The organism is Nocardia sp. NBC_00416 (genome assembly GCF_036032445.1).
In the GTDB taxonomy this organism is placed as follows: Bacteria; Actinomycetota; Actinomycetes; order Mycobacteriales; family Mycobacteriaceae; genus Nocardia.
Window position 1 is genome coordinate 1437378 of record NZ_CP107932.1, and the last position, 24745, is coordinate 1462122.

Consider the following 24745-nt stretch of genomic DNA (forward strand, 5'->3'; position numbering starts at 1 on the left):
GCGCTCGAGAGTGGTCGACCGGCTGGCAGCCGTCGCGGAGCGGCTTCTCTACTCCGCCCAGATCCGGCAGGAGATTCTGGAAGCCGGCAACGGCGAGATCGATATCTTCGATGTCGATCTCGGCGACAGCTTCGGTATACCGCCCAATAGATACGGGGAAGTCGAAGCATACGCGCAGACGCTCGAAGATCCGGAGAACGGCGGTTGGACGCGAGAGCAGGCTCGCCAGTGGGTTGCCGAGCAGATCATGGCGGACCCGACAGAGATGCCGTTATACGAGAAAATCGTCGAAGACTGCGAGCTCTCGTGGGACGAACTCCACAACCGTGCTGTTACTCGTGAGGGCAACACCTGGGCGGAGGGTATCGGTCTCCAGCCTGGACTGAAGAGCTGGAATACGCTTCTACCGTTGGGCCTGCTGGCACTGTTCCGACGCAATGCGGCCGCGTCGCTCGCGAGCACCGGTTCGGACGGCGCCGTCCGAACCGGAGACCCGGCGGCCGGGGATACGGCCGCCTCTGCCGGGATGGCCGCGCAGCCGCCCACCGGATCGGGGTCGGGCGGTGGTGTGCGGCGCGGATTGCCGGGGCTCGATCGGCATGCGCAGCGGGATCGTGCCCGCCAGTTGGATAATCGTGGTTCGTTCCTCCGCAGGCTTCGTGACATGCGCGCGGGCTTCGAGGACCCTGCGGGCGGGGGACTTCGAGGGCCTGACGATCGGGCTGCGGACGGATCGTCGTCTGAGGGCGGCAGGATCGCTGATGCGACGACGCGGTGTATCGAGCTGTCGGCTGATCTCGGCGTGTGGGAGCAGCGGGTCGCCCAATTGGTCAGGGCGGGCACGCGGATCATCACGGTACGCGGCGCGGGCAGCGACAACGGAATCGATCCGGCCGATCTCGATGCGGTCGTGGCGCATGTGCGGGAACGAATCGATGCGTTGCGGGCGCAGGGTCTGCCGGTGGCGTTGGTCTATGACGGGGATCCGGATGTGCGGGACGCGCCGGATGTCGGTGCGGTGTTCGGCATGCTGGCCGACGCGTTCGCCGGTGATCCGGCCCTGACATTCATCGTCGCGCAGAAGGCCGAGCTGTACGACGATCCAGAGGAGGGGCCGATACGCAGTGCCGGGGGCACCGCGTACGAGACCTATGTGTTCGGCGATGACCTGCCGGGCGAACATGCGAGTGTGACGCAGTCGGTCGCATTGGTCGGCTCCCCCGGGTACGAGCAGGTCTTCGTCGGCCCGGTGGGCCCGATCGGGGCCCGGCAGCTGAAGGATCTCGAGAACAAGGCCGCACAAAGAGCCCAGGATTTGGAGCCGATCCGGGTGACGGTCGTGGTGAGTCGTGTCAATCCTGAGCTCGACGCGGCGCTGGACGACCAATTGGTGGAGGTGCCCGAGGGTCCGCGGGCACGGGCTGCTGAGCTGATCGGACGGCGGCGGAACCTCCCGTACGGCGCGTTCTGCGACTGGGACGGCACTGTTGTGCTGGAGGAGGGTTCGGGCCTATCGATCGTCGCCGCGGGCCGGCCGACCATGGACGAAAAGCGCTACCACATCGCCCGGAATCTGGAATTCGGCGGGCGGGTGTACGTGCGTCGTGCGGGACGAGGATACGACTCAGGCGACCTGGTCGTGGCGATGAGAGTCGGGGAGCAGTTCCCCGGCGGCGTGACGATCGGCCCCGATCACTACCCGCCGGCGGCCTGGATGGTCGCCGCGGCGCGCGAGAACGCCGGTGCGGCGGAGATCACCGGGAAGGCTTTTGCCGAGTTCTACGCCGGGGATACCGAGCCGGGTGACCCGCGTGACGACCTGACGGTGTCGCGGGCCGACGCGTCCGCCGACACCGGCTCCGACCTCCGCGAAGAATCGCTTCGCGCCCGTGTCATGGATTCGGCCTCCCGCGGTTCGGGGGAGATGCCGGCCGACGAGATCGACCACCTCGGGAACGAAATGCGCCGTGCGGCAGCGCTGCTCGATGACGCCGCGACAGGCGCGGTCGATGCGGGGGAGGTACTGAACCGGGCGGGGCAGCTGCTCGGCATGGTGGCGGGTGTCGACGATGCGGCGGTGGTGCCTGTCGGTGCGGTGGTCGACGCGCTCGCCCGGCTGCTGGACCGGCAGCGCGACCTCGGTGCCGCGAGTGTCGAATTCGCGCTGCTCACAGAGAAGTTCGCGGGCGTTCTCACGCGGCTGGCCGGGGAGCCGGACAGCGAGGATCTCGTCTCCAGAGTCGGTGCGGTGGTGGCCGGGCATCGGGCGTGGCTGGCCGAGCACGGGGTGATACGTGTGTCGCGATCACCGGCAGACCCGTATGCCCTGCAGCGAGTGGGCGATGCTGTCGGCGATTGCGGGTTCCCCGGGGACGCGATGTGGGTGCAGGCGATGCTGGGGCGGGCGGCGGACATCGCCGGGGGCGGCTGGACGTCGGTGGAGACTGCGGATAGCGCGGTGTGCGTGCGCCTGCACGACGATGCAGGTCGGGAGTGGCTGACCCTCGAGGCCCGCCCGGCTGGGCGCGCCGTAGTGGTACGTGGTCGGCATACCGCCGCTGAGCGCACCGATTTCGCGCAAGCGGCTCGGCTCATGCTCAGCGACCAGCGGCTGAATCCAGGGGCCGATCGCCGGGCGGAAGATGCCATAGCGCAGCAGATGTATTCGTTCGGTGCCAATGATCCTCGTTCGATCCGGATGGAGGTGAGAGGCGATCGTCTGCTGCTCTGGGACCTGGCCGGTACCTGCTTCGGAGACTACGAGCTGGGCCGGGTCGAGGCGGCGGTGCCGCGCGATCTGGGACCTGCTGCTGTGGCCGAGGCCCAGAGCCGGCGGGATCACGAGCAGCGCGCGAACGCCTTGCTGGCCGAGCACGACGCTACGCTGACGCGCCGGGTACGCGCATCCGTCGCCGCCGATGACGTGCCCGCGACGCTGGCGGCCATCCGCCGTCGCGTGCACGACGGTGAGATCCCCGCCGACTCCGCTGCCGCTGCGGACTGGGTTCTGCACGGTGTCGCACCGGCTGTCATCGCCGAGCAGCGGGGCGGCGAACCCGGCCCCCGCTCCGGTCCGGGTGGCCCCGGTCGCGCCACCCGCGCCCCTGACGGCGACGGCCACCGCGGCCCCGAGGGCCGCCGCGGCGGCCCGCCGGAGCAGCCCGCCCACGATGCCGTCGCCGCGCTGGCGCGGATGCTCGCGGAGTACACCGGAGGGACGGGCGATGAGCGTCCCGGACACGACCCCACGGTTATCGAGCGGGTCGCTGTGCCGGATGAGGAGCACGGCGGCAAGTCGGAGGTCGCGGCCGCCGGTGCGAATGCTGCTTCGGGTGTGCCCACAACGGGGTCGGAGATCGCTCGCCGACTGGTATCGGAGTGGTCGGTCGAAGGCACCGCAGTGCGGCTGTCGCAGACCGCGTCGCTGGACGACGAGCGCTGTGTGGTCGGGGCAGCGCCCAGCGATCGGAACGTCTCCGACGCCGACATATCCCATATCCTCGGTGATATCGCCGCCGGCGAACAGCACTCGCCGCAGGCGGGCTGGCGCACCGATCACTGTCTACTGCTCCGTGGCAGCGACCTACTCCCCGATGAGGTTTTCGAGCGAGGAATCTGGCACGGAACAACACCAGAGCCGTTTCCTCGGCAGTGGTCGTGGCCGTCCACGACCCGGTGGTTCGGTGCTGCGGGGGATTACGGTCGCGCGGGCCCGGTGCGCCGGATCTATGTGTTCGACGCACCCGGCGGTTTCGTAAACGCCGCACAGGCGGGCCCTTTTCCGTTCATCGTGTCGTTTCCCGGCGGCATCGACCGGCGATTCATTGCCGGCTGCTTCGAAATCCCAGAGGAGAGGTGGCCCGATCTCCGGGGGCGCGCGGCCGGCCACACTGGGATAGCGGACGAGCTGTCGCAGTACTGGATACCGAATCCGAATCATTATCCAGGGGGCACCGATCTGGTGTCGCGTCCCGCTTCGGCGCCGGAATCCGCTGCCACAGCACTTGCCGGACCGAGTGGACCGAGCAGCGCGAGCGATGTCGATGTCGCGGCGGAGCGGCCGGGCCATGTGATGTTCCCGGCGGGACAGGCCGTCGACAACCTCGACCAGGTGATCACCGACATCCTGCCGGATTGGCTGACCACCGAGCAGGCAGCCGCGGCCGTGCAACGGATAAGCGAGGTGGTTGCGGCGCGTAGTCAGGTCGGGGATGTCGCTGTCACGGTGGCCGCACCGGATTCGAACGGGCGATCCGCCGATCTGGTCGTCGTCGAAGCGACGCCGTTCGACGGTAAGAAGCGCACCGTGGACTGCGAATATCGCGAGGATCGACCGTGGCAGGTCAATGAGCAGCACACCTGGTTCAGCGGCTCGTCGATTCCGCTGCGTGACTTGATGGCGGGGCACGGGTTCACAGATATCGGCAATGACCTGGAGGCCATGGTTCAGAGCGCCGCGGCGACGCAGGTAACGGTGTCACTGCGCGGCGAGCCCGGCGCGCTGTCGTTGAACATGCGACTGCCGGCGGCCGACGGCCGGCCCACAATACGGATCGATGTCTTCGGCCGACGTGGGGAGCGGAGCATCAGAGTAGGGGTCGATCGGTCCGGGGTGAGCGACGACCTCGCGCGGTGGGGAATCACCCACCAGCTGCAGATCCTTGCTGGCACCTCGTTTCCGGACAATATGCTCGGGGCCGTCATAGAACACGCGGTCACGGTGGGCGCAGAACACGAGGAAGTGATACTGCACCGCGGAGATACGCGTGGCGTGATCACCATCAGCGATCCGGGTGGGGGCAGTAGTCGTCGATTCCCAGAAGAGGCGGAATCCGGATTCGACATGTATGCGGCGCTCGGTGACGGCGTTCTGTGCGATATCGGCGTGCGCGACGGTGCCGGATTCGAAGAGGTGGCGGGCATCCTCGAGCGGGCCGGATATGACGATATTGCGGTCAACGGGCAAGGGCGCCGTGACCCGGTCTGGATCACGCGATGGTTAACCGAGCTGTTCGGCGACCGGAACGGGCGAGTTCGGATCCGGCTGTCGGACGGTCTTCTTCGAATCGAGGTCACCAGTGCAGACGGTAGCCGGGCTGCCGTCCGAACTTTCCTCGACGTGTTCGGTGATCCGGGCGACCGGCGCGTCCACTACCTCTGGGAGCGGGCCGGAAGTCTCGGCGATGTGCGTGGGACCGCCTACCCGGACCGGGTACTCGAGTACCGGGTGTCGGCGGGAGCGGACGTCGAAGGCGAGCAGGACCAGATGCTGCGATCGTTGCTGAACGCGCTCGGTGGGCGTGTCGATGAGATCCAGTGTCTTTGGGACAGTGATCAGAACCGCGCCGACCTGGACACGTTCAACGAGCAAGCCGCCCGCGGAGAGTCACTCGACGATGCGGCGAGGGGAACCGTCAGCGCGTCTGTGGCTGCTGAGTACGGTTTCCAACAGGTTCGTGTACTCGAAGTGGTGGGCGAACCCGGCGAGTTCGTTCGGGTGTTCGTGCTCATCGACCGGCCGAGCGGGCGGGGGTCGCAGGAGGTCGGCGAGCATATTCCAGATCCGCCGGCCCCCGGTCGCTCGATGCGCGATGAGGACGGCACCGTGTCGCGGCGTGATCTCGTGGATGCGGGTGGTTCGAACAAGATGGCAGTAGGTGAGGGCCGTCGCGGAAAGTCGCGCACCGAGGATCTCGACGAGATCGACCAGACCGACTTCGTCGACCTCGGCGGTCCGAAGGATCTGGATGGACCGGGTAGAGCGGTGGCAGAACGACTCGCGAATGCCCACCCCACAATTCAGTTCACGGGATTCGGGGCTCTGCAGGTCGACAAGGCGGAGGAAACTGCTCGCCTCGTCGAATACTGGCTCGCTCGGTATGGGCATCTGTTGGGTCTTACCGAAATCCATTTCAGCCCGGCGGTTTCCGCCGCGGACGGCGAACCCGCCATCTGTGACTTCGAGTACGGGAACAGGAGGATGTGGGCGGACCGCATTCGCATCAGCACCGAGATCGACCCGGCTGACCTGCCGGCGGCGCTGGAAGCAGCATTCTGTGACGCCTTGATCTACACCGGGCGCTGGCGCGCCGCTGCCGCGGCCGAGGGTGCGTTCCAGGAATTCTACGAGGCTGAAAACGGCACGATCGTCGGTGATGACGAGGTTCGATTCCAGGAGTGGAAGGAGGTCGAGCAGCTGTCCGAGCAGTGCTTCCTCCCGGACGGCACCCTGCGTGGGCGAGCTGCGCTGCACGAAGCGTTCCGGATGGTCGAACGACATCCTGAACAGGCAACTGACTGTCACCGAATTCTGCACCGATTATTACTGGGGGCGGCAACGCGATGGCATGGTCATCGTGCTCCCGAGGACCCATCGAACCAGGATTTGCGGTATGCCGCCCAACTGGCATCCGAGCTCGGCGTCTCAACATTCGGGTTCGATCTGCCCGGGCTCGATCACGACCTGGTGCAGGAATTCGTCGACTCCCTGCGGGACAGCCTGGTCGGGCATCCGGCGACCGGGCTCACGGCCTTCGGTATCGCACCGTTGCCCGACGACGAGAACGGTCGGCCTGTCATCGCCATGGTGCGCTCCGACGGGGTCGGTCTGGAAATAGTGCTGAACGAGCGGTTTGCCGTCGACCTCGAGTATCTGAATGCCGTTTTCACTGCGGACCTGTGGGAAGGGGTCGAGCCCAGCGCGGATAGGACGAAAGGCCGTCTCGTGGACCCCGGCCGTTACGGCCGGTATGTCGGATTCCATCCCGGGCGGCCCGGTCAGGCGGTGCGGTTTGCCGTCGAACACGAGGTCTCCCATCTGCTGCGCCCGCCCTCGCCCGAGGAAGGGCCGCTGGACGCCGGGCTGAGCCTACCGCCGGACGAATTCCTGGCCTGGGCTCGAGCGCTCTCGGCAGACCGTGCCGAAGGTGTGCATGAACTACTCGTCGAGCGGGCTTTGGTACTGAGCGCACTGTTGGACGCCTTCCACACGACCTGTACAGACCCGACTGTTACGTTCCGGAAGTGGCTGCGAAGCCAGTTGAGTCGATACTCTTTCCACGACGGTCGTCTCGACATTTCGGAGGCGCACGCGGAGGCTCGCGCATCGATCCGCACCGACAGTGCGCGCGCGACGATCGGTGAACACGCGCTGGTTTCCGCCGTCGAGGCGGGTCGACGACGACCCGGCAACATGTCGTCGACACCACCGCGCTCGATGGCGAGTGCAAGCGACTCCGGCGGCGACGGTTCCGCGTGGTCGACGGCGCGATCGCACCAGGTCGAGGTGGTCGAGGAGGGGCGTACACGAGGCGGCCTCGGCCCTCGTGACCGGGAATTTGCGTGGACATTCATGGTCTGGAACGGTGCGGAAGCCGCACCCGACAGCGATGTGGATGTGATTGCGGCGTCTCGAGACGTTGCGGTCGGTGTTGCGGAGCTGATCGCAGCGCACTGCGACCGGAAAGAAATTGTGCGGGAGGGGAAAGTGGATCCGCTCTGGCTGACCGACTGGATCGCCAAGGGTTTGGACCAGGGGACGCGGGTCGTGGTCGACCGCCGGGACGGGCGATTGCAGCTCGAGCTGTTCCTGTCGGAATCGGATACTTTGCCCTGGCATAGGTTGACCCGGAACGAAGCAGGTATCTGGAACGCCGACTGGAGAGTCCCGCCGCGAGAGATGTCAGGGATTCTGCACCGCGCGAACGGAATCGGCGCGTTGATCCGCGCTGTCCAGCGGATCCGTTCGGGCGCAGTGGATCGCCTGCCGGACAAGTCGAGACAACGAGTACTCGCCACCGCCGAGAGGGTACTGTCCGAGCTGAAGAACGTGTCGATTCTCGACGCCGACCACAAGACTCTCGGCTCAGTCGTGGCCGAAGTAGCGGTCGGTTCAGTGCAAGGACTCCGGCGCCGTGACCTGCCCTGGATCGCCCGGATAGTCTCGGAATCGATTGCCACCGCGGAGAGCGCCGGTCACCTTACCGACATCAGTGAGCTGGATGCGGCACTCATTGCGGCGATGCACCGGACCGACGCCGGCTGGGTCGGTAGGGGGGTAGTAGCTCAACTCGAGGCTTGGCAACTCGGCTGGCATCGTGATGGTTCCGAACTGACCGCGAAGCCGTTTACCGAGGTGTTCTCGCTGATCGAGGGTGCGGCAATAGTCGCCGAGCTCGAGGGGCCGCCGGCTCCGCATGTCGATCGTTGCACATTCACCGTGCGATCGGACGGCACTGATCTGCTGGTGCGCGGAAGTGATCAGCCGCACCTGCTGTCCAGGGTACGGACAGCGGTGGAGGAGCAAAGGAAGCGCGCGGCGGGTCTCGAAGCCGAATACGAGCGGTTGGTCAAGATCCAGGATTCGAGGCTGTCCGAACACGTGAAGTACTTCACCAGAAGGCAGGCGGCGGTCGCAGAGCTGGAAAAGCCCAGGGATCGGCTCACCGGGGAGATTGCCGGATGCCTGCGGGTGCTGAAAGAGATCGAAAAATCGGTGGAATCCGGGGATGGCGGGCGCCGCAAAGAGACACAGGCAAGGGTCCCTGAGCTGGAAAAGCCCAGGGATCGGCTCACCCGGGAGATTGCCGGATGCCTCCGGGTGCTGAAAGAGATCAAAGAATCGGTGGAATCCTACGACGGCGGGCGCCGCGAAGAAACACAGGCGAGGATCGCTGGGCTGAGGGAAGAGCTACGGGCGAGAATCGCTGAGCTGAGAGAAGAACTGGCTCGAGTGGAGGCTCTACTGGCGCCCGAGCGGGTTGTGCTCGAACTTCTGCCCGCGGAGGCGCAAGGTCTGTACGGATTGACGCCTGAACAATTCGAGATGTTGGCGGCGGCGCGCAGCGAAAAGTCTCCGGGGGTACTGCGGACCTGTCAGCGACAGCTCAGCGGTCACCCGGTCGTGTATCAGTTGATCGAAGCTTGGACGGCCCGCAGGATGTCGGAGCAACTCTCGGACCATGTGAGTCTGTTGGAGGATTTCGAGGCGTTGTTGCGCGGCAATCCGCAGCTTCGTGAGCAGGCGGATGCTTTCGGCCCGCGTTGGGAATTCGACCCGCAGCTGCCCGGTGGATGGTACGGCTGGCATCTTCCCGCCGTGCGTGATGCGACCGACGCCGAGACGATGCTCGATTTCCTGAAGTTCGTGCCGTCGGCTGCGGACGGAATGTCACGTGACCAGTGGGCGGTGATGGATGCCCATGTGGTTCGTAGTCAGAATATGCAGGAGGAACAGGTCGAGCATTTGCTGAGACCGAATCCTGCCTGGGCGGACGGCCCGGTGCTGTGGAAGCAGCAGGTGAAGCTGAAAGTGGTCGACCCGTACTTCAAGAAAGGGAAGAATCGAAGCGCCGTGACCGTGCAGCTGGCGGCGGCCCTGGACGAACTGGAGGCGGGCGCGGAGCTGGATGATTCCGGACCGAACCTGTCGATCGAGGCCGAAAAGTTTTTCGAGGGACTGCTTTCGGCCAACCTGAAGGCAAGGCCGAAGGCAGCGCTCGAGACCGGCGATGTCACGGCGAACGCGCTCCAGGTGCTGTACAGCCTCGTCCGGCGTGCGGGTGGGGTTCTGGGTGAGAGCGGTGCGCGCACAGAGCTCATCGACGAAGCGATCCAGCTGACCGAACAGGCCTATCACCATGCGGTGGACGACGCCGCGCTGACGGAGGAGACCTGGCGGTGGGCCGAAGGCAAGAAGCCCGAGTACGAGGAGATGATCCGGCAGCGTCACGCGGATGTTGACACCCGCACACAGCAGATGCTGGACGACCAGATCGCCGAGGTCGCATACATGCTCGGTGCGTCGGCGCCGACACGGGAGCAACTGAAGGAGAAGGGCTTCTTCATCGAGTCGGTGCACGAGGGGGGCCCGAACCCCTTCGAAGCCGCAGTCGAATGCGATGTGGCCGACGGAAAATACAATGAAGCCGAATTTGTCGGGCCCTATGCCTCCGAAGCGGCTCAACTGGTGGTCACCGACGACGCTGTGATCACCATCCTGCCCGCGGACGCACCGATGCACGAGCTACTCGGCGCAGCCCAGGCAGGCCTTTTCTACAAGGTGTTCGCCGGTCGGGCCCATATCATTCTGCTCGTCGACCGGGCACACGAGCTGTATGAGGATCTCGAACGCCTCGGCAATCCATCATCGTTCCTGTTCGAGGGACGGACCAAGGTACCTTCCCTGCCTGCGCTCGCCTATCCCACGCGCGTGCAGTTGTTCATGGAGTCGAAGGGCATTCCGCGACCGGCCATCAAGATCAAAGACGAAATCGCCATCGAAACGGAAGGGTTCCTCACGCACGTGAGGAACCTGGCCGCTGTCCGCCCAGACCTCGACTTCTACTTCGGCTGCGCCGCCCACGGTGGTGCGCACACAGCACGCGGTAGGTGCACCGAATGCCGGCCCAACCGGCCGATGGGCGCCTTCCTGGTCTTCCGGAACGGTGTCGCCTTCGAGATCCTGGAACCGTACCGGCCCTCGTGTGAGGGTTGGGATGCTGCCGGGTACTTCAACGACCTGACGGACCGGATCCGCAACCTGAACGCCAACCACACCGTGATCCTGCCTGCCTACCTCGTCGAGCAGATGCGGATCGTGGCGGCAGCCAACGAGTTGAACGGCCTCGACTACAACCCCGGGGTATTCCATTTCGATATCGACGCCGGATCTCCCGAATTGGTCGAAGCTTTGTCGGAATTGGCGTTCCTGTACACGATGCGCGATGCCGTGACCGCCGTGGGCGACAGGCTCGAGCAGCCGGACGGTGTGGCCGATCTCATCGCGCGGCGAGGCCGGACCGCGGCCAATGGGGACAAGGCGCAGCTTGCCAAGGAAGCGCGGGGGCAACAGGCTGCCACGCCGGGCGAGCCCACGACGCTGGAGGAAGCCCTGGCCTTGATCGAGCTCATGCGTACCGGGTCGGACGCGGGGCAGCCGGCGGTCCGTGCCCACGGAAGAGCCGTGACCGAGGAGTACCAACGCCTTGCGGACAACGCCCGAGGAAGTGACTCCGAGCCCGGCGACCCCATGCCTCCGAAGGTCGCGGACCGGGGTGCTGCGGACCGGACGGCGGAAGGAAGCGGACCGACCGGGGAGCCGGGGCCCGGTGCGGTCGTTTTCGACGGAACCGGATCCGATCCGGTGACCAGCACGGTTGCGGTGCACACAACCGACGTGCTGGCTGCTGTATCGGCCGGTCGCGATGACATGACCGTGCGGAAACGCGTACCTGACACCACAGGGGATGACGACCGCTCGGCGGCGTCGTCCGCTGTGGTCTCGGGTGCCGGTACACGGGAGCGTGCGGATGTCTCTGTAGAGAGGTCGGTAGCGGTGTTGCCCGACGAGGTGGTCGACCGGGACGCTCTGCAAAAGAACGGGACGGAGCGGCCGGGGTATACCCGGCAACAGGTAGAGCGGACGTTGAAAGGACGAAAGTTTCAGGAATACCACGGACCTGACGGTGTGGGGACACTCCGGACACTGGCCGCGCAGGTCCCGATCGGCGGGTTCGCGCTCGGTGTCGAGGAATACGAGACCGCGGGCAACAGTATGTGTGCTCGCAGTTGGGTGTTGAAGAATGTCGGTGGGCAGGTACAGGTGTACGCCACGGCGATGGGTGTCTGGCTGCGCCTGGTGGATTACGAACGGCGCGTGCGCGAGCCGCGTGCCCAGGAGGAGCGTCCCGCTGAGGAAGGAAAGTCGCGGGTAGATCGCACGGTGGGTGTCGTGTGGGATTCCGCGGGAGGGGATCCCGGTGTGTGAGGGGTGCCGGTCGACCCGGAGGAGACTCGGGCATGACGGACCCGGGTGCCTCTGCTGGTGGTGACGGCGCCGTGGCCCTCGCCGAGGACGCCACTGCGCCGACCAGTTCGTGCCGTCCCGAGTGGGGACGGAAGCATCGGGCCGGCTGGCCATGGCCGACCAGGCGGTCCGGCTCGGCAGCCTCGACCGGACAGCGGAAGGTCTCGGCTCCGCCGAGCGTGCGGTGGCGCTGCTCGACGAAATCGTCGGTGCTGACCTGGGTACACGGGTTGGACCCGGCGCGGCCGGCTTGCCTTGCTTCGGTCTGCCACGCCGAAGCGACTACCGTCCATCAGCGGGGCGCGCCGGTTCTCCGCCCGGACGGTAGCCGAGGCAGGCAGGGCCGAACCCACCGAAGAACCCGGCGCAGCGCGACCGATGGCAGCCCGGATCGGGTTGACCTACCTGTGATTCCGATCGTGGATCTCGGCGGCGGTTGGTCGCGAAGCTCGACACCAGCTGTGGAACGAGGATGTCTGTGATCGCGAATTCGGACATCGCCGTTGTCTGCGCCGGGTCCGGCCTGGCTTCCTGCCGAGATGGCGGAGGTGAGTGCGGTGCTCGAGGTTGGTTCTCGCCGCTGGGACTGCGGTCGTGACCGGAGTTGGGCACGCTATCCGCGTGGTTACATACGTGAAGCGATACGTCGGTGGCGACCATGAGGGCGTATGGGAGGATCTTCGACGCGTTGGCCCGATTCCTGACGGTCTGTTCGAAGACTGCACGGCTGTGGCGAGGGAGACAATGCAACGGGTCGCGAGACACGTTTCGCGTCTTGCTGAGCAACTAACCGATCTCGGGCTGGTTCCGGCCGGCTCCGTTCTGGAGCCACCCACCTCTGAGGATCACGCGGAGCTCGACCTGGTCGCCGGCGAAATCGGCACATTTCCAATAGCCCTCGATGCCTGCCTGCGATACGTCGGAGAAGTCTCGTTCATGGGCGACTGTCCAGCGTTGGACCTGTGGTATGAGGACTCTCCGGGCCCGGGGCAGAGCTGTGGCTCCCCCGGAGCGGGCGCCGACGAGACCCCCGATCCACTGGTCATCCCGCCGGTTCTGCGGCTGGGATTGGCCTGGGACGAGTACCGCGAGCAACGGGAGGAGGATTCCGCGCTCATCTTGGACGGATTCGACTTCGACTTCGCACCCGACGAGCTACACAAGGCAAACATCAGCGGATCCACCCACTACATCACGTTGACCCAGCGTGTGGCCGATCCCGTTATCTGGGGAGTAGACGCTCGGCCGGACATTTCGCTGGTCGATTACTTGCGGCTTTCCATTTCATGGGGTGGGATGCCGGGTTGGTCGTTCGATCCCGATCATGCGCCTGCCGCCCTGGCCGGGCTACGGACCATTCCCGATTTCTGACCTGTCGACAGACATCGAGCTCTCGGTTGCGGAACACGGATCGAGAGAGCTTGCAGTACAGCGGCTCGTGTTGGTGAACCGGACATGACCGCGTGGGTACGGTCGGCAGATAGGCGTGCTTCACCGCCCCGGCATCACCCGACCGACACCTCGGTCCGGTGGTGCCGAAATTCGCGATCAGGAACTCGCGGCAACGATTCCAACCGATGCCCAGATTCGCGACCGACTGGCTCCAGTTTTCGCGACCGAAGCCAGACCTGTCCCGGCGAGCTTTCATCCCGTACGTGGTGCGGCAGTGAATTCTGGAGTCGTTTATCAACGAACTCTGGCATCGCGTGACGCCGGACAAGACCTATCGTGACGACGAAAAGTGACGCCGTTGCCAGCCGGGTTCCAGGAGCATCCGGGAGGAAGTCACGCTGATCGGAACGAAGCTCAACGCGCGCTGCTGATCCAGATGATCGAAACCTTCCAGGGAGTCGGCTGACCGTCCTGTGCTTCCGAGGCGAGGAAAGGCGGCGCGTGTATTGAGTGACTCGGCAGTTACCGCGAGGCTGGGGGGCAGGAGCCGGCCGCTGAGGACGGGACGGTCGTTGAGGTCATCCAGAGGCAGCCCGACGCCGAGGTTCTCTGCAAGCCTGTAGAACATTCCAAGGGACCCCCGGGGGCCGTATTCGTATTCTTCGGGTCGAGCGCCGAGGGCCTGGATCTCGGTGTCGAAGCGGTGCGGGTCGCTGCCTGTCCGTGCGAGGCTGCTGTCGGTGGTGCCGAGTCCGGTGGTGAGGCGGCCGTCCTCGGCGTACCGGAACACCGCTCCCGGTTTCTCGCTGGCGGGCAGCTCCAGTGCCGCGGTTCCGATCGAGGCGCGCGGCACCAGTCCGCGGTCCTCGATGCCTTTCCAACTGCCGTGCTCCCACGCCCAGGCCCAGCTTCGGTAATGCCCTGCGCTGACCACATATCCGTCGTCTGTGTAGAGATGGCCGCCCAGCTCGTAGTGGAAGTGATCCTGCTCGCGCATCGCCATCGTGTTCTGGTCGACGCCCATCCGCTCCAATAGCTCTCGCGCGTTGATCTGACGCGCGAAGGTGAGGTTGTGCAGCGGCAGATCCCTGTCGTACATCCAGCCGAGGCCACCGGTCGTGGTGTTCACGATGTCCCCGGTTCGTTGATCGCGACCAAGGTCGGGAAACGCAGTCCATGGTCATGAAACCAGACGTCGTTATCAGCTGGAGCAGTCACAGTGGCTGACACTGCCATGAGCCACCGACATCCATGGCCGTGCCCGGATTCCCGAAAGGTTCGGGGATGAAACACACACACACACATCCTTGCACCGCAACCAACATCACGACCTCAAAATTCGCCGATACGGAGTTCTTCCGATCGCGGCCGACGCTGGCATACGCCGATCGGTGACGTCACAGATCGCCGATAGAACCACGTACCTCGGCCGGGACGGCTGAGGTCGCCGGTGACAGCTTGTCCGACGCCACGATGGACATGGCCAGCAATGGCTGGGTGATTTGCTTCTCGCCGAGCGTGTAGTGGGTGTCGTGCATGGTGATGACGACATTGCGGTAGAGAACGGAGATCTCGGCTGCGATCACCCGGCCGCGGCTGCTGTCGAATTCACGGAATTTGTCGTCGTCGGCCCCCGGGACACCGACGGGCTAGCCCGTCTTACTGTGCAGGGCGTCATTCGCCTTGTCGACCCCGGACTCGCGGGCATCGGCTTTGTGCAGGCGAGTGGTAACACTGAGGAATGCGACGGGAAGGGAACCGGTGGCGATCCCCTGATTGGAATACATGCACTGGGCCGAGTTTTCGTAGTCTTTGTTGCCACCGACGATGGCGGTCGGCTCGGTGGTGAATCGGCCCGGGATCGAGGGCGTGATCTCGGCCTCGGTGAAAAGTCCGCATCCCATGGGTGCATCCCTGAGGTCGTGCGAGGCGTCCACCACCGGACCGTCTTCGGAAGCGTCGGCGCCGAACAGGAAGTACGCACCGACACCACCGCTGCCCAGCAGCACGGCAACGAGTACCACGACCAGCGCAATGATCTCGCCGCGACTCGAGCGTGGGGGCGGCGGCACCCATTGTGGGCCGGGGGGATACGGCTGATGACCCGCCGCCGGATACGGCTGTCCCTGCGGTGTATACGACTGCTGCTCTGGCATGGGATGACCGGCCGGTGGGCAGCGGATTCGGCTGCCCGGGCTGGGACACCGGACCTCCTGAGAAGTGAATGGGCACGTCCGACAGAGCACGGAGAACAGCGCGAAACCGTAATAATGAATATTCCGAGTGGGTCCTCGCGACCCGGGACGAGAACTCTTTACCTCCCATTGATCTTATCCCTACCTGCACTGATCTTCTGCAGCAGCAGAAATTCTGGGCTACGGGTAGGTACCGTCCCCGCGGTCGGTCAGAATCGGAAATGTGAACGCAGCACGCTATGACGGCGGAATCTCTAGTCCTCGAAGCGGTACTGCCCCGCGGTGGGTGCCCCCGGAGGCGGGGGAGGGCTGGTTGATCTGGGCCGCGATCGTCGATTGTCTGGTGTCCCCGTTGGCGGGCGTCGCCCTGGTCGCCGGGGCTCTGCAGTACTCGCTGGGTGAGCCGGTCTTCGCGCCGGCGGTGATCGGACTCGCTGTCGCCGTATCGTTCGCCAACCATGTGCTCGGTACGGTGTTGTTCCGCGGCAGCGTCGGCAAACTTCTGTTCGGGTTGCGGGTGGTCCGCGTGACCGACGGCCACCGTTCGGGCTTCTGGCGCGCGGTAGGCCGGTGGCTGCTCGGGTTCGTGCTCCTGGGCGTGATGATGCTCGCGCAAGACGGCGGGGGAATCGGCGAGGCCGCCGGCCTGCGGGTGATCCGGCGCCGGGACGAGCGGCGGTAGTCGCGTGCACCCGCGAGACTGGTCGCGATCGGTGTGACGCTGACCGCGCTGCCGGGGGCGAACACCTACGGCATCGGTCCCGGCGGCCTGCGGCCATGCCCGGCGCTGGTCGCGCTCGTCACCGATCGATGCCGGTGATCAGTTGTGCTGACTTCGGTAGTAAGCGGCTGCGGCGGGATGTAGCGGAATATTCCCGGTGCTCACCAGCCAGCGTCGGTCGAAGAACTGGAAACCGCGTGCGCGTTCGGGAACGAGCTCACCGCTGTGGTGCAGGAAGAGCTCGGCGAGGGCGACGACGATGCGGTCGGCGATATCGGGGGCGACGAGCATCAACACCGGCACCCCGACGGTCTCGAACCCGGCGACTCCGGGATATGTGTTCGCGGCGACCGGTACCCGATCGTAGGGGTAACCGAACCGTTCCCGCATCGGTTGCACCCACGGCCCGAGGTCGAGAAGCCGGATGGATCCGGGTACCGCGACTCCGGGGGTCGGGACACCGGCGCCCCACAGGATCGCGTCGACGGTCCGGGACCGGAGCGCCTCGGCGGCTTCGGCCAACTCGCGATGGTGCACCGTGATATCTGTACCGGGGTCGAGGCCGGCGGTGCGAAACAACCGCTCCGCGGTGAGAGCGGCGCCCGATCCGGCCACGCCCACATCCACCCGAGTTCCCCGCAGATCGCCTATGTGCCGGACCGGACTGTCGATGTGAACAGCCAGGTGTATGTAGCTCTCGTACAGTCGGCCGACTGCCAGCCCCCGGGTACCGATGGCGACGGCGGTATCTCCCAGAGTGAGGGCCGCGTCGATGGTTCCGTTCTCGAGCAGGTCGAGATTCGTCACCGAACCGGCGGTGGGCACCGGGGTTATCCGGACCGTTGGGGAGCGGCCGGCTGCCTCGGCCAGTGTGTTTCCGAATTCGTGGAACAGCCCGCCGGCGAGTCCGGAGCCGAGCCGGATGCGGTGCGGTGCGGTCGAACCGCAACCTGCCGCCGCGACAGTCACGGTCGCAACGGCGAGGTGGAGCATTCGGCGGCGCGTGAACATCGTTGCCTGGGCAGCGGTGCCGAACATGGATCGCTGCGCTCCTCGATTTCAACTGAATCGGCCGGCACCCACCTGAGAGGTCCAGCCGTGTCGCGAACAGTACAGAATATCGCAGTCGCAGTGGGATGCCTATTGATCGCCGAAATATTCCGAAAGTCCGGACGGGTCGGTGAATCGGCTGCGGGATGAACTCGCGGGCCACGGTGTCCGAGCCGGCCGTCCCCTCCGGCGTGGCATGCTGATGGGATCAGCCATGAGTGGCACCGAGATTTACACGCGGCTGACCTCTTATCCCTCGGGATGCCTTTGTTCGTCGAGTACCGTACTGCCGGTGAGTGATTCGCTCGGACGGGACGCTATCGATCAAGCCGCGCCGCCATGATCGCGCGATCCGCAACTTTCTCCCGGTACGGCGATGTCAAGCGGCGGTAAAATCTGGAAACAGCCTCGAAATGAGAGCGCGGTGAGGGATTCGATGGTGCAGACTGATCGACGGATCCGCATTCGTCGCGCCCTCTGCGGCCCACCGTCCGCGCGGCCGCGGCGATCTATGGGGTCGGCCGGTTTCCGGGTAACCCAGTTCGGGGCGGACGGGCGCCGGTGCATTCGATTGGTTCGACGCCGACTTGTTCCGGCCTGAAGGAGTATGTGTTCGTGACCGGAGACGCGACAGGCGGGGAGAACAGCGCAATGACGGCCCCGCCGGTGGCCGATATCGAATCGCCGGAAGGCCGGAGAATTCGACTCGGCGTGGTCGAGGACGATGACGACGTCGGCGACGCGCTGGTCGAGGTGCTCGGAGAATACGGCTATCGCGCGGAGCGCAAGACCCGCGGGGCGGACCTCTTGCTCGGGCACCGACGCTACGACGCGGTGATTCTGGATCTCGGCCTGCCCGACGGTGACGGGCTGGATGTCCTGCGCAAGCTGCGCGAGGTGAGTTCGGTTCCGGTGGTCATCCTGACCGCGCGCGACGATGAACGCAGCGTCGTGCGGGGGCTGCGTATCGGCGCCGACGACTACCTGGTGAAGCCACCGAGGGTCGCCGAGTTGATCGCTCGTCTCGAGGCTGTGGTCCGGCGAGTCAATCCCATCGACCATGCCGGGGCCGACCGGGTCGTCGTCACCGGCGATGTCCGCGTGGATCTCGGCGCGCGGGAGGTGACGGTCGCCGATCTCCCAGTCGATCTCACTCAGAAGGAATTCGAACTGGTGGAGGTGCTGGTCAGCCGTCCCGGCTGCGCGGTGAGCAGGGAGATGTTGATGGACCAGGTATGGGGTGATGCGTTTCTGGCGGTCTCCCGGTCACTGGACGTGCACATCTCCACCCTGCGTGGCAAATTGGGTCGTCCGGGGCTTATCACCACGATCCGGGGATTCGGGTACCGGTGGGGTTCGTGAGTGCCGGTGGGCATGCGCAACCGCCTAGTGGCGATCCTGGTGGTCATGGCCGCGCTGACGGTCGCCGGACTGGCCTTCCCGCTGGGGGCGTCGTCGGCGACCGGGCGAACTCAGGAGCTGTGGTTCAGCCGGTACGTCGATGCGGAATGGTTCGCTGATCTCGCCGCCGAGGCGATGACGACCGGAAACATCGAGTCGTTGGTTCTGGCCATGCGGCGCTATCACGACCTCTACGGCGACTCTGTGATGGTCGTCGACGCGGCGGGCCGCGAAGTGGCGAACACGGGAGTGCCGTCGGACGATCCAGCGGTGATAGCGATGCTGACCGAGGCGCGTCGGAACCGGCACGCTCGGCAACCCCCGCACCGGCTGCGTCCGTGGGATCCGGAGACGATGCTGATCGCGCTTCCCGTGGGCCGAGGTGTGCGGATCGAGGGCGCGGTGCTCATCGAGGCCTCCACCGACGAGGCGATCGAGGACATCGAGGACGGACTGGCCATCATCACGGTCCTGTCCTGGACCGCGCTGGCAGTGTTCGCCGTCGCGGCGGTACTGCTCAGTCGTTGGATACTCGGCCCGCTGATGCGGTTGTCCAACTCGGTGCGGCGCTTGACCGCCTCGCTGCCGAAACCGGCTGCCACGGTGACTTCGGGGGCGATGCAGCGGCACTACAGTGGGCCGCCGGAGGTCCGGACGCTCGCGCAGTCGTTCGATTCGATGGCCCTGGCGGTGACCGAATCGGTGGACGCCCAGCGACAGTTGGTCGCCGATACCGCACACGCCATCCGGAACCCGCTGGCGGCCTTGGCGATCCGGCTCGAATCGCTGGAACGGTTCATCCCGGAAGAGGGCGCCGCCGCCTATCGCCGCACGAGTTATCAAGTGGACCGGCTCTCGTCGGTGCTGGACGGCCTGCTCCGGTTGGCGGTCGCCGAGACTCCGACGGGCTTCGCTGCCGCTCATCCGGATGGTGATTGGCCGAGGGAATGCGTGGTCCGCCATGTGGTGGCCGATCGGGTGGACGAATGGCAACCCGCCTTCGAAGCAGCCGACATGACTCTGAACCTCGGCACCTCGCCGGTGCCGGACGATCTGGTTGCCGCGATACCGGGTCAAGTGCTGGACCAGATTCTGGATGTCGTGCTGAGCAACGCCTCCCGGTACGCGGGCGTCGGTGCGGCCACCCGGGTCACCATCGAGACCGTGCAGAAATGTGTGGAGATAGCGGTGGCCGACGATGGGCTAGGGGTTTCGCCTGCCGAGTTGGATCAGTTGGTGAACCGTTTCTTTCGCGGTGCGTCGGCATCGGCCGGCGGGACCGGGCTGGGCCTTTCGATCGCGGCTGCCCTGGCGACGCAGCACGGCGGCGAGCTGTCCGTCGAGTCGGTGCAACCGCGCGGCCTCAGGATAGTTGTCCGTGTGCCGGTGTGGGCGACATAGGAGAAGCATTGATCATCCGTGTCCGGCGCGGTAATAGGCTGCCGCGGCGGAGTGCAGCGGTACCCGGCCGGTGCCGACCAGCCAGCGTCGGTCCAGGAATTGGAAGCCGATGGTTTGTGAGGGGACGAGCAGGTCACCTTGGTTGATCAGGAGCTCGGCGATTTCGGTTACGGCATGGTCGGCCAGGTCGGGCGCGGCCAGGAGCAGGGTCGGTACGCCGACCGTGTCCACTGCTGTGGATCCCGGATAGGTATTCGTGGGAACGGTGAGCCCGTCGTACGGGTAGCCGGACCGGTCGTACATCGGTGCCACCCATTCGGCGAGGTCGAGCAGGCGCAGCCGCATCGGCGGAGCGAATACCGGGGTGGGAACCTCGTCGCCCCACAGGATGGCATCGATCTGCCCGCGTTGTAGGGCCTGCATCGCTGTGGAAAGGTTCCGGTGCTCGATGGCCACATCTAGCCCGGGCGTGAGACCGGCGGTCCGCAGCAGGTGTTCACCGGTCGCGGCTGAGCCGGACCCGATCAATCCCAAGTCGACCCGCCGGCCGCGCAGGTCCTGCAATTGCCGAACCTGGCTGTCGGGCCGGACCGCGACTTGGATATAGCATTCGTACACACGTCCGATCGCACGAGCGCGATCATCGGGGCGGACCGCGTCGCCGAGTGTGAGTGCGGCATCGATCTCACCGTCCGCCAAGAGGCGCAGATTCGTGAGCGATCCTTCGGTGACGACCGGGTCGATCCTTATCGTGCTGTGCTCCGCCGCCGCTGCCGCGAGTGCGCTGGCGAATTCGTGGAACTGACCACCGGGCTGTGCGGTGCCCAGCCGGACTCGGGTCGTAACGCCGGAACAGCCGTTCGTAGCCAGGCCGGCGGCGATGCCGGCGGCAAGCGTCAGCACGCCGCGCCTGTTGATTCGCATCATGAACCCGAGATCCTGCGCCGCCGCGGGGCCTTTCCGGGCCGGAGTCCCGCACGACCCGACCGAAGGATGCGGTCGTGCGGGTTCGGGAGGGAATAGGGAGCACGCGACCGAAGCGCGTTGCCGTACATATAACCGTGTTCCTAGATTGCTCTCCGGGATTTATGCCGAATGGTAACCGGCATTCGTCATTGTGAATCCTATGCCAGGCGATCCTGTTCGTGCCGGATCGAGGTCGAGAATTCTGATGTGTGCGGCATATTCGGCGCCTGTTCTCGAGTGCCCGCAGCAGACCCCTCGAACAGGAGATATCCGCGCGGACTACCGAGCCCGCCGGGCGGTCGGCCGCGGCCGCGGAGTAGGTCGCGCGTGCTGGTGTATCCGTCCACTCAGCGTTCCCGCAGTACGAGCGGTAGACCCCCCTTGGGCTGGCAGGTGACCACATACCGCGGGATCACCTCGAAGCCGTCCGATATCGTGAACTCGAAGTTGCGAACCAGTGCGGTCACCACCGTCTGGGTGATGGTGACCGCCAGACGCTCTCCGATGCATATCCGGCTGCCTTTGCCGAACGGGTAGTAGGCCAGCCGAGCTGTGGAGTCGAAGCGCTCAGGAGTGAACCTGTCGGGGTCGAACGTTTCGGGATCGTTCCAGAACCGCGGGTCGCGATGGGTGATATGTGGGTTGAGGACGATCTTCGCATTTTTCGGCAGCCGGTACGGCCCGACGGTGTCGGCCTCGATGGTGCCGCGAAACCAGATCGGGAACGGTGGATGGAGGCGGAACGCCTCATCGATGACACGGCGCTGGTACTCGAGCCGGGGAAGGTCGGCGAAGGCGGGCAGCCCGTCCACACCGACCCGGTCGAGTTCGCCGACCATGGCGTCGGCGATTTCGGGGTGACGGGCGAGTTCGTAGGCGATCCAGGTTGTTCCGGTGGCGGTGGTTTCATAGCCCGCCATGAACAGGGTGAAGATCTCGTCCCGGAGTTGGAGATCGCTCATCCGCTCACCGCTGTCGGCATCCTCGGCGGCGAGCAGAAGGCCCAGGAGGTCTCGGGGGCGGTCGTCGGCGGCCCGTCGTTCGGCGATGATCCGGTAGATCTCTGTATCGAGCTCGGCGACGGCACGCCGATAAGCATTCGCCCCCGGCAGCGGAAGACCGTCGGGGATGAAGAAGGTCCACACCTTCGACGCCAGCCCGACGAATACCCGGGAGGTGAGTGCGCGCAGACGCTCGGCGCGCGGAGCGTCGATCGAGGTGCTGAACAGTGTGCCGAGCACGATCTCGACGTTGAGCCGGATCCCTTCGTCCAGGATGTCGACCGGGTTTCCCTGTCCGGCAGCGCGACGCCAGCGCTCGACCGCGCGCGCGGCACATCCGGTGATGTGAGATTCCATGGCCTGTAACTGTTCACTGTGGAATGCGGGCTGCATGAGCCGCCGTTGCCGCCTCCAATAGTCGCCCTCGCTGGTAACCAGTCCATTGCCCAATGCGGCCCGGAACGGACCCATCATCGAGCCTTTCGGGTAGTTGGCCGCATTCGTGACCAGCATCCGGCGAACGTAATCGGGATGGCTGACGGCGTAGATGTGCAGTGGACCGGGGCCGATCCGGACCAGGCCGTCATGGCGGGCGCTGGCGTCCATGAGGTAACCGAAGGGGTCTCGTAACAGACCCGGGCGGAGACCGGCGGTGGGTGGTTTTCCGGTAACGGGGACGGGCGTGGCTTCGGTGGAGCTGGTCATTACGGTTCTTTCTTCGGTTTTCGCGCAGTACGGTCTGGCGAGGTGTACATGAGATCTTCACCGGGGCGGGGACCTCATGTCCGCTGACGATCGGTCCGGCAGGGGCCCTGGGCGGCAGCCCATGCGTTCGATGATGGATACGACGCCGATCGATGGGATCCGGGTCAACGGTAAGCATGTCGCTGCGCGAACGAGGCCGCTGCGGATGAGTCCTTACAGGTCGTTGAGGTGTATGCACACGGATCGGCCGCCGAGCCGGGTGTGTACGAACGTAAAGCTGCGGCGCACCCCTCGGCGCCGCAACCATGCCTTCGTACATCGAGTCCGGTGGACAGGTCGCACACCTGAGCGCTACAGGCGTGGTGGCCGGTGCCCCCGACAGCGAGAGGATTCCGTCAGGCGTGGTTGCTGGTGGATTCCTCGACAGAGTGCGAGATTCGCGGAGAGCGGCGGCGGACGTCGGATAAGCGAGCCACGCCGTCGGGAAGTTGCGCAGTTGTCATGGCCGGCCGTTCACTCTCGGTTTCCGATACTCACACGAACACTGGCGCCGTCGCTCGGTGCGCCGGAACCATGGCCCACACGCTACGGGGTGTAGTCGGCGGGTCCGAGGGGCAGACGCGACAGGAAACGATGCGTTTGCGACATCCCGTCGGTGTGTTCGTCCGGTGCTCGCGCGGGAAAATGGACCGATCAGTTTCGTGTCCGGGGGCACTCGCCGTATCCTCCGGGCGTGGATGTCGGGATTTTGGTGGTCGACGGTGTGGCCGATTTCGGACTGGGTGCGCTTCTCGGTGCGTTCGGCACGGCCAACGCGTTGCGCAAGGAGCTGCAGAATCCACCTGCCCCGTGGAATGTGCGCATGGTCTCGCTGGGCACGTCGGTCCGTTCGGGGAGCGGAAATCTGGTGCCGACCACCCCGCTGCGTGATGTATCCGAACCATTCGACGCACTCGCGGTGGCCGCGGTGGATCTCCTGGAACCCGAACCCCTGGTGGAACTCGTCTCCGACCCCGCGCACGCGTGCTTGCTGGAGCACATCCGTTCGGCCCGCGCCCGCGGCGTGCACCTCGCGGCCGCCTGCACTGCGACCTTTTTTCTGGCCGAGTCCGGGGTGCTGGACGGCTCCCCGGCGACGACCAGCTGGTGGTTGGGCGCCTGTTTCCGTGGCCGCTATCCACAGGTCGAGCTGGACGAGAGCTGCATCCTGTGCCACGGCGACCGGATCACGACGGCGGGAGCTTCGCTGTCGCACATGGATATGGCGCTGTCGCTGGTTTACCGGACCAGTCCGGAACTCGCCGAACGAGCCATGCGCTACCTCACCGTCGGAACCCGGGTGAGCCAGGCGCCGTATGTCATCTCCGAGGTGGTGGCCCGCGGCAACCCCCTGATCGTGGGATACGAACGCTGGGTGCGCGACCATATCTCCGAACAGTTCCTCATCGCCGCCGCCGCCCGCGAACTCGGCGTCGCCGAACGCAGCCTGCAGCGGGCCACCCGCGCCGCGCTCGGTATGTCGCCGAAGGATTTCGCCGACGACATCCGGCTCGACCGGGCGACGCAGCTGTTGCGCGCCGGCGAGCTCACGGTGGGTGCGGTGGCACGGGAGGTCGGGTATGTCAACGCGAGCGCGCTGCGCGCACTGGCGCGGCGGCGGCGTGGTCTGTCACTGGGCGAGATTCGCGCCCACCGCCTCCCGCGGTAAGGGTGTTTCGTCCGATTCGGGTGGATACGCGGTAGAGGGTCCCTACACTGTCCGCATGTCTGTTCGACGGCTGATCGCCGTTATCGCGCTCGCTGCCGCCGCCTCGCTCGGGGTGTCCGCGTGCACTGCGACCGGGTCGGGTGCGACCAGCCGCTGCGAAGTCAGCGGCTGCACCGTCACGTTCGATCGAGGAGTGAACGCGCAGATCAGCGTATTGGGCGTGGATACCGAGCTCACCTCGGTGGAAGGCAATCTCGTCACGTTGACGGTGGCGGGCCAGCAGGTCACCGTGCCGGTCGGGCAGACCGGATCGGCCGAGGGCCTGGATCTCACGGTGCAGGAGGTCACCCAGGACAAGGTCGTGGTCCAGCTCGCCACCGGTCTCTGACCCGCGGTGTG

Annotated in this window: 13 protein-coding genes (1 of these 13 running past the window's edge); 7 read left to right on the top strand and 6 right to left on the bottom strand. The window is 65.8% G+C overall.

The genetic code is table 11. From position 1 onward, the window contains the following. Positions 1-11767, top strand: the 3' portion of a protein-coding gene (locus tag OG804_RS06420; RefSeq protein WP_328394865.1) for a hypothetical protein. The gene continues 20372 nt to the left of window position 1, outside the view; only the last 11767 of its 32139 coding nucleotides appear in the window; its start codon lies beyond the left edge, outside the window; its stop codon occupies positions 11765-11767. Positions 11768-12760: 993 nt separating this feature from the next. Then, the gene (locus OG804_RS06425) at positions 12761-13177 is read left to right on the top strand and encodes a hypothetical protein (RefSeq protein ID WP_328394867.1); all 417 of its coding nucleotides are present in this window, start codon (positions 12761-12763) and stop codon (positions 13175-13177) included. 352 nt (positions 13178-13529) lie between these two features. Here OG804_RS06425 and OG804_RS06430 read toward each other — a convergent pair whose 3' ends face one another. The 3 genes from OG804_RS06430 to OG804_RS06440 all read right to left on the bottom strand — a co-directional run bounded on the left by OG804_RS06430 (position 13530) and on the right by OG804_RS06440 (position 15207). Next, the gene (locus tag OG804_RS06430) at positions 13530-14327 is read right to left on the bottom strand and encodes a DUF6461 domain-containing protein (RefSeq protein WP_328394869.1); all 798 of its coding nucleotides are present in this window, start codon (positions 14325-14327) and stop codon (positions 13530-13532) included. Between the two features lie 268 nt (positions 14328-14595). Further along, entirely contained in the window at positions 14596-14784 is a 189-nt protein-coding gene (locus OG804_RS06435; protein ID WP_328394871.1) for a hypothetical protein, read from the bottom strand. A gap of 63 nt (positions 14785-14847) precedes the next feature. Further along, positions 14848-15207: a hypothetical protein gene (locus OG804_RS06440; RefSeq protein ID WP_328394873.1), complete on the bottom strand. Its 360-nt coding sequence runs from the start codon at positions 15205-15207 to the stop codon at positions 14848-14850. A 409-nt stretch (positions 15208-15616) separates the two neighbouring features. Here OG804_RS06440 and OG804_RS06445 point away from each other — a divergent pair, with 409 nt between their 5' ends. After that, positions 15617-16075: an RDD family protein gene (locus OG804_RS06445; protein ID WP_328394875.1), complete on the top strand. Its 459-nt coding sequence runs from the start codon at positions 15617-15619 to the stop codon at positions 16073-16075. 138 nt (positions 16076-16213) lie between these two features. On the opposite strand, the gene OG804_RS06450 is transcribed toward OG804_RS06445, so the two are convergent. Next, positions 16214-17152 carry a TAXI family TRAP transporter solute-binding subunit gene (locus OG804_RS06450; RefSeq protein WP_328394877.1) on the bottom strand — a complete coding sequence of 313 codons (939 nt, stop codon included), beginning with the start codon at positions 17150-17152 and terminating at the stop codon, positions 16214-16216. Positions 17153-17863: 711 nt separating this feature from the next. Here OG804_RS06450 and OG804_RS06455 point away from each other — a divergent pair. Further along, a complete protein-coding gene (locus OG804_RS06455) occupies positions 17864-18526 on the top strand; it encodes a response regulator transcription factor (RefSeq protein ID WP_328398268.1) in 663 nt (220 codons plus the stop codon). Between the two features lie 12 nt (positions 18527-18538). Next, the gene (locus OG804_RS06460; RefSeq protein ID WP_328394879.1) at positions 18539-19966 is read left to right on the top strand and encodes a sensor histidine kinase; all 1428 of its coding nucleotides are present in this window, start codon (positions 18539-18541) and stop codon (positions 19964-19966) included. 12 nt (positions 19967-19978) lie between these two features. On the opposite strand, the gene OG804_RS06465 is transcribed toward OG804_RS06460, so the two are convergent. Together OG804_RS06465 and OG804_RS06470 are read right to left on the bottom strand one after the other, a co-directional pair. After that, positions 19979-20893, bottom strand: coding sequence for a TAXI family TRAP transporter solute-binding subunit (locus OG804_RS06465; protein ID WP_328394881.1), 915 nt, complete (start codon positions 20891-20893; stop codon positions 19979-19981). Between the two features lie 386 nt (positions 20894-21279). Beyond that, the gene (locus OG804_RS06470; RefSeq protein ID WP_328394883.1) at positions 21280-22638 is read right to left on the bottom strand and encodes a cytochrome P450; all 1359 of its coding nucleotides are present in this window, start codon (positions 22636-22638) and stop codon (positions 21280-21282) included. 733 nt (positions 22639-23371) lie between these two features. Here OG804_RS06470 and OG804_RS06475 point away from each other — a divergent pair. Continuing rightward, a complete protein-coding gene (locus OG804_RS06475) occupies positions 23372-24346 on the top strand; it encodes a GlxA family transcriptional regulator (protein WP_328394885.1) in 975 nt (324 codons plus the stop codon). 55 nt (positions 24347-24401) lie between these two features. Further along, complete coding sequence (locus OG804_RS06480) at positions 24402-24734, top strand: hypothetical protein (RefSeq protein WP_328394887.1); 333 nt, start codon at positions 24402-24404, stop codon at positions 24732-24734. Positions 24735-24745: the final 11 nt, after the last annotated feature.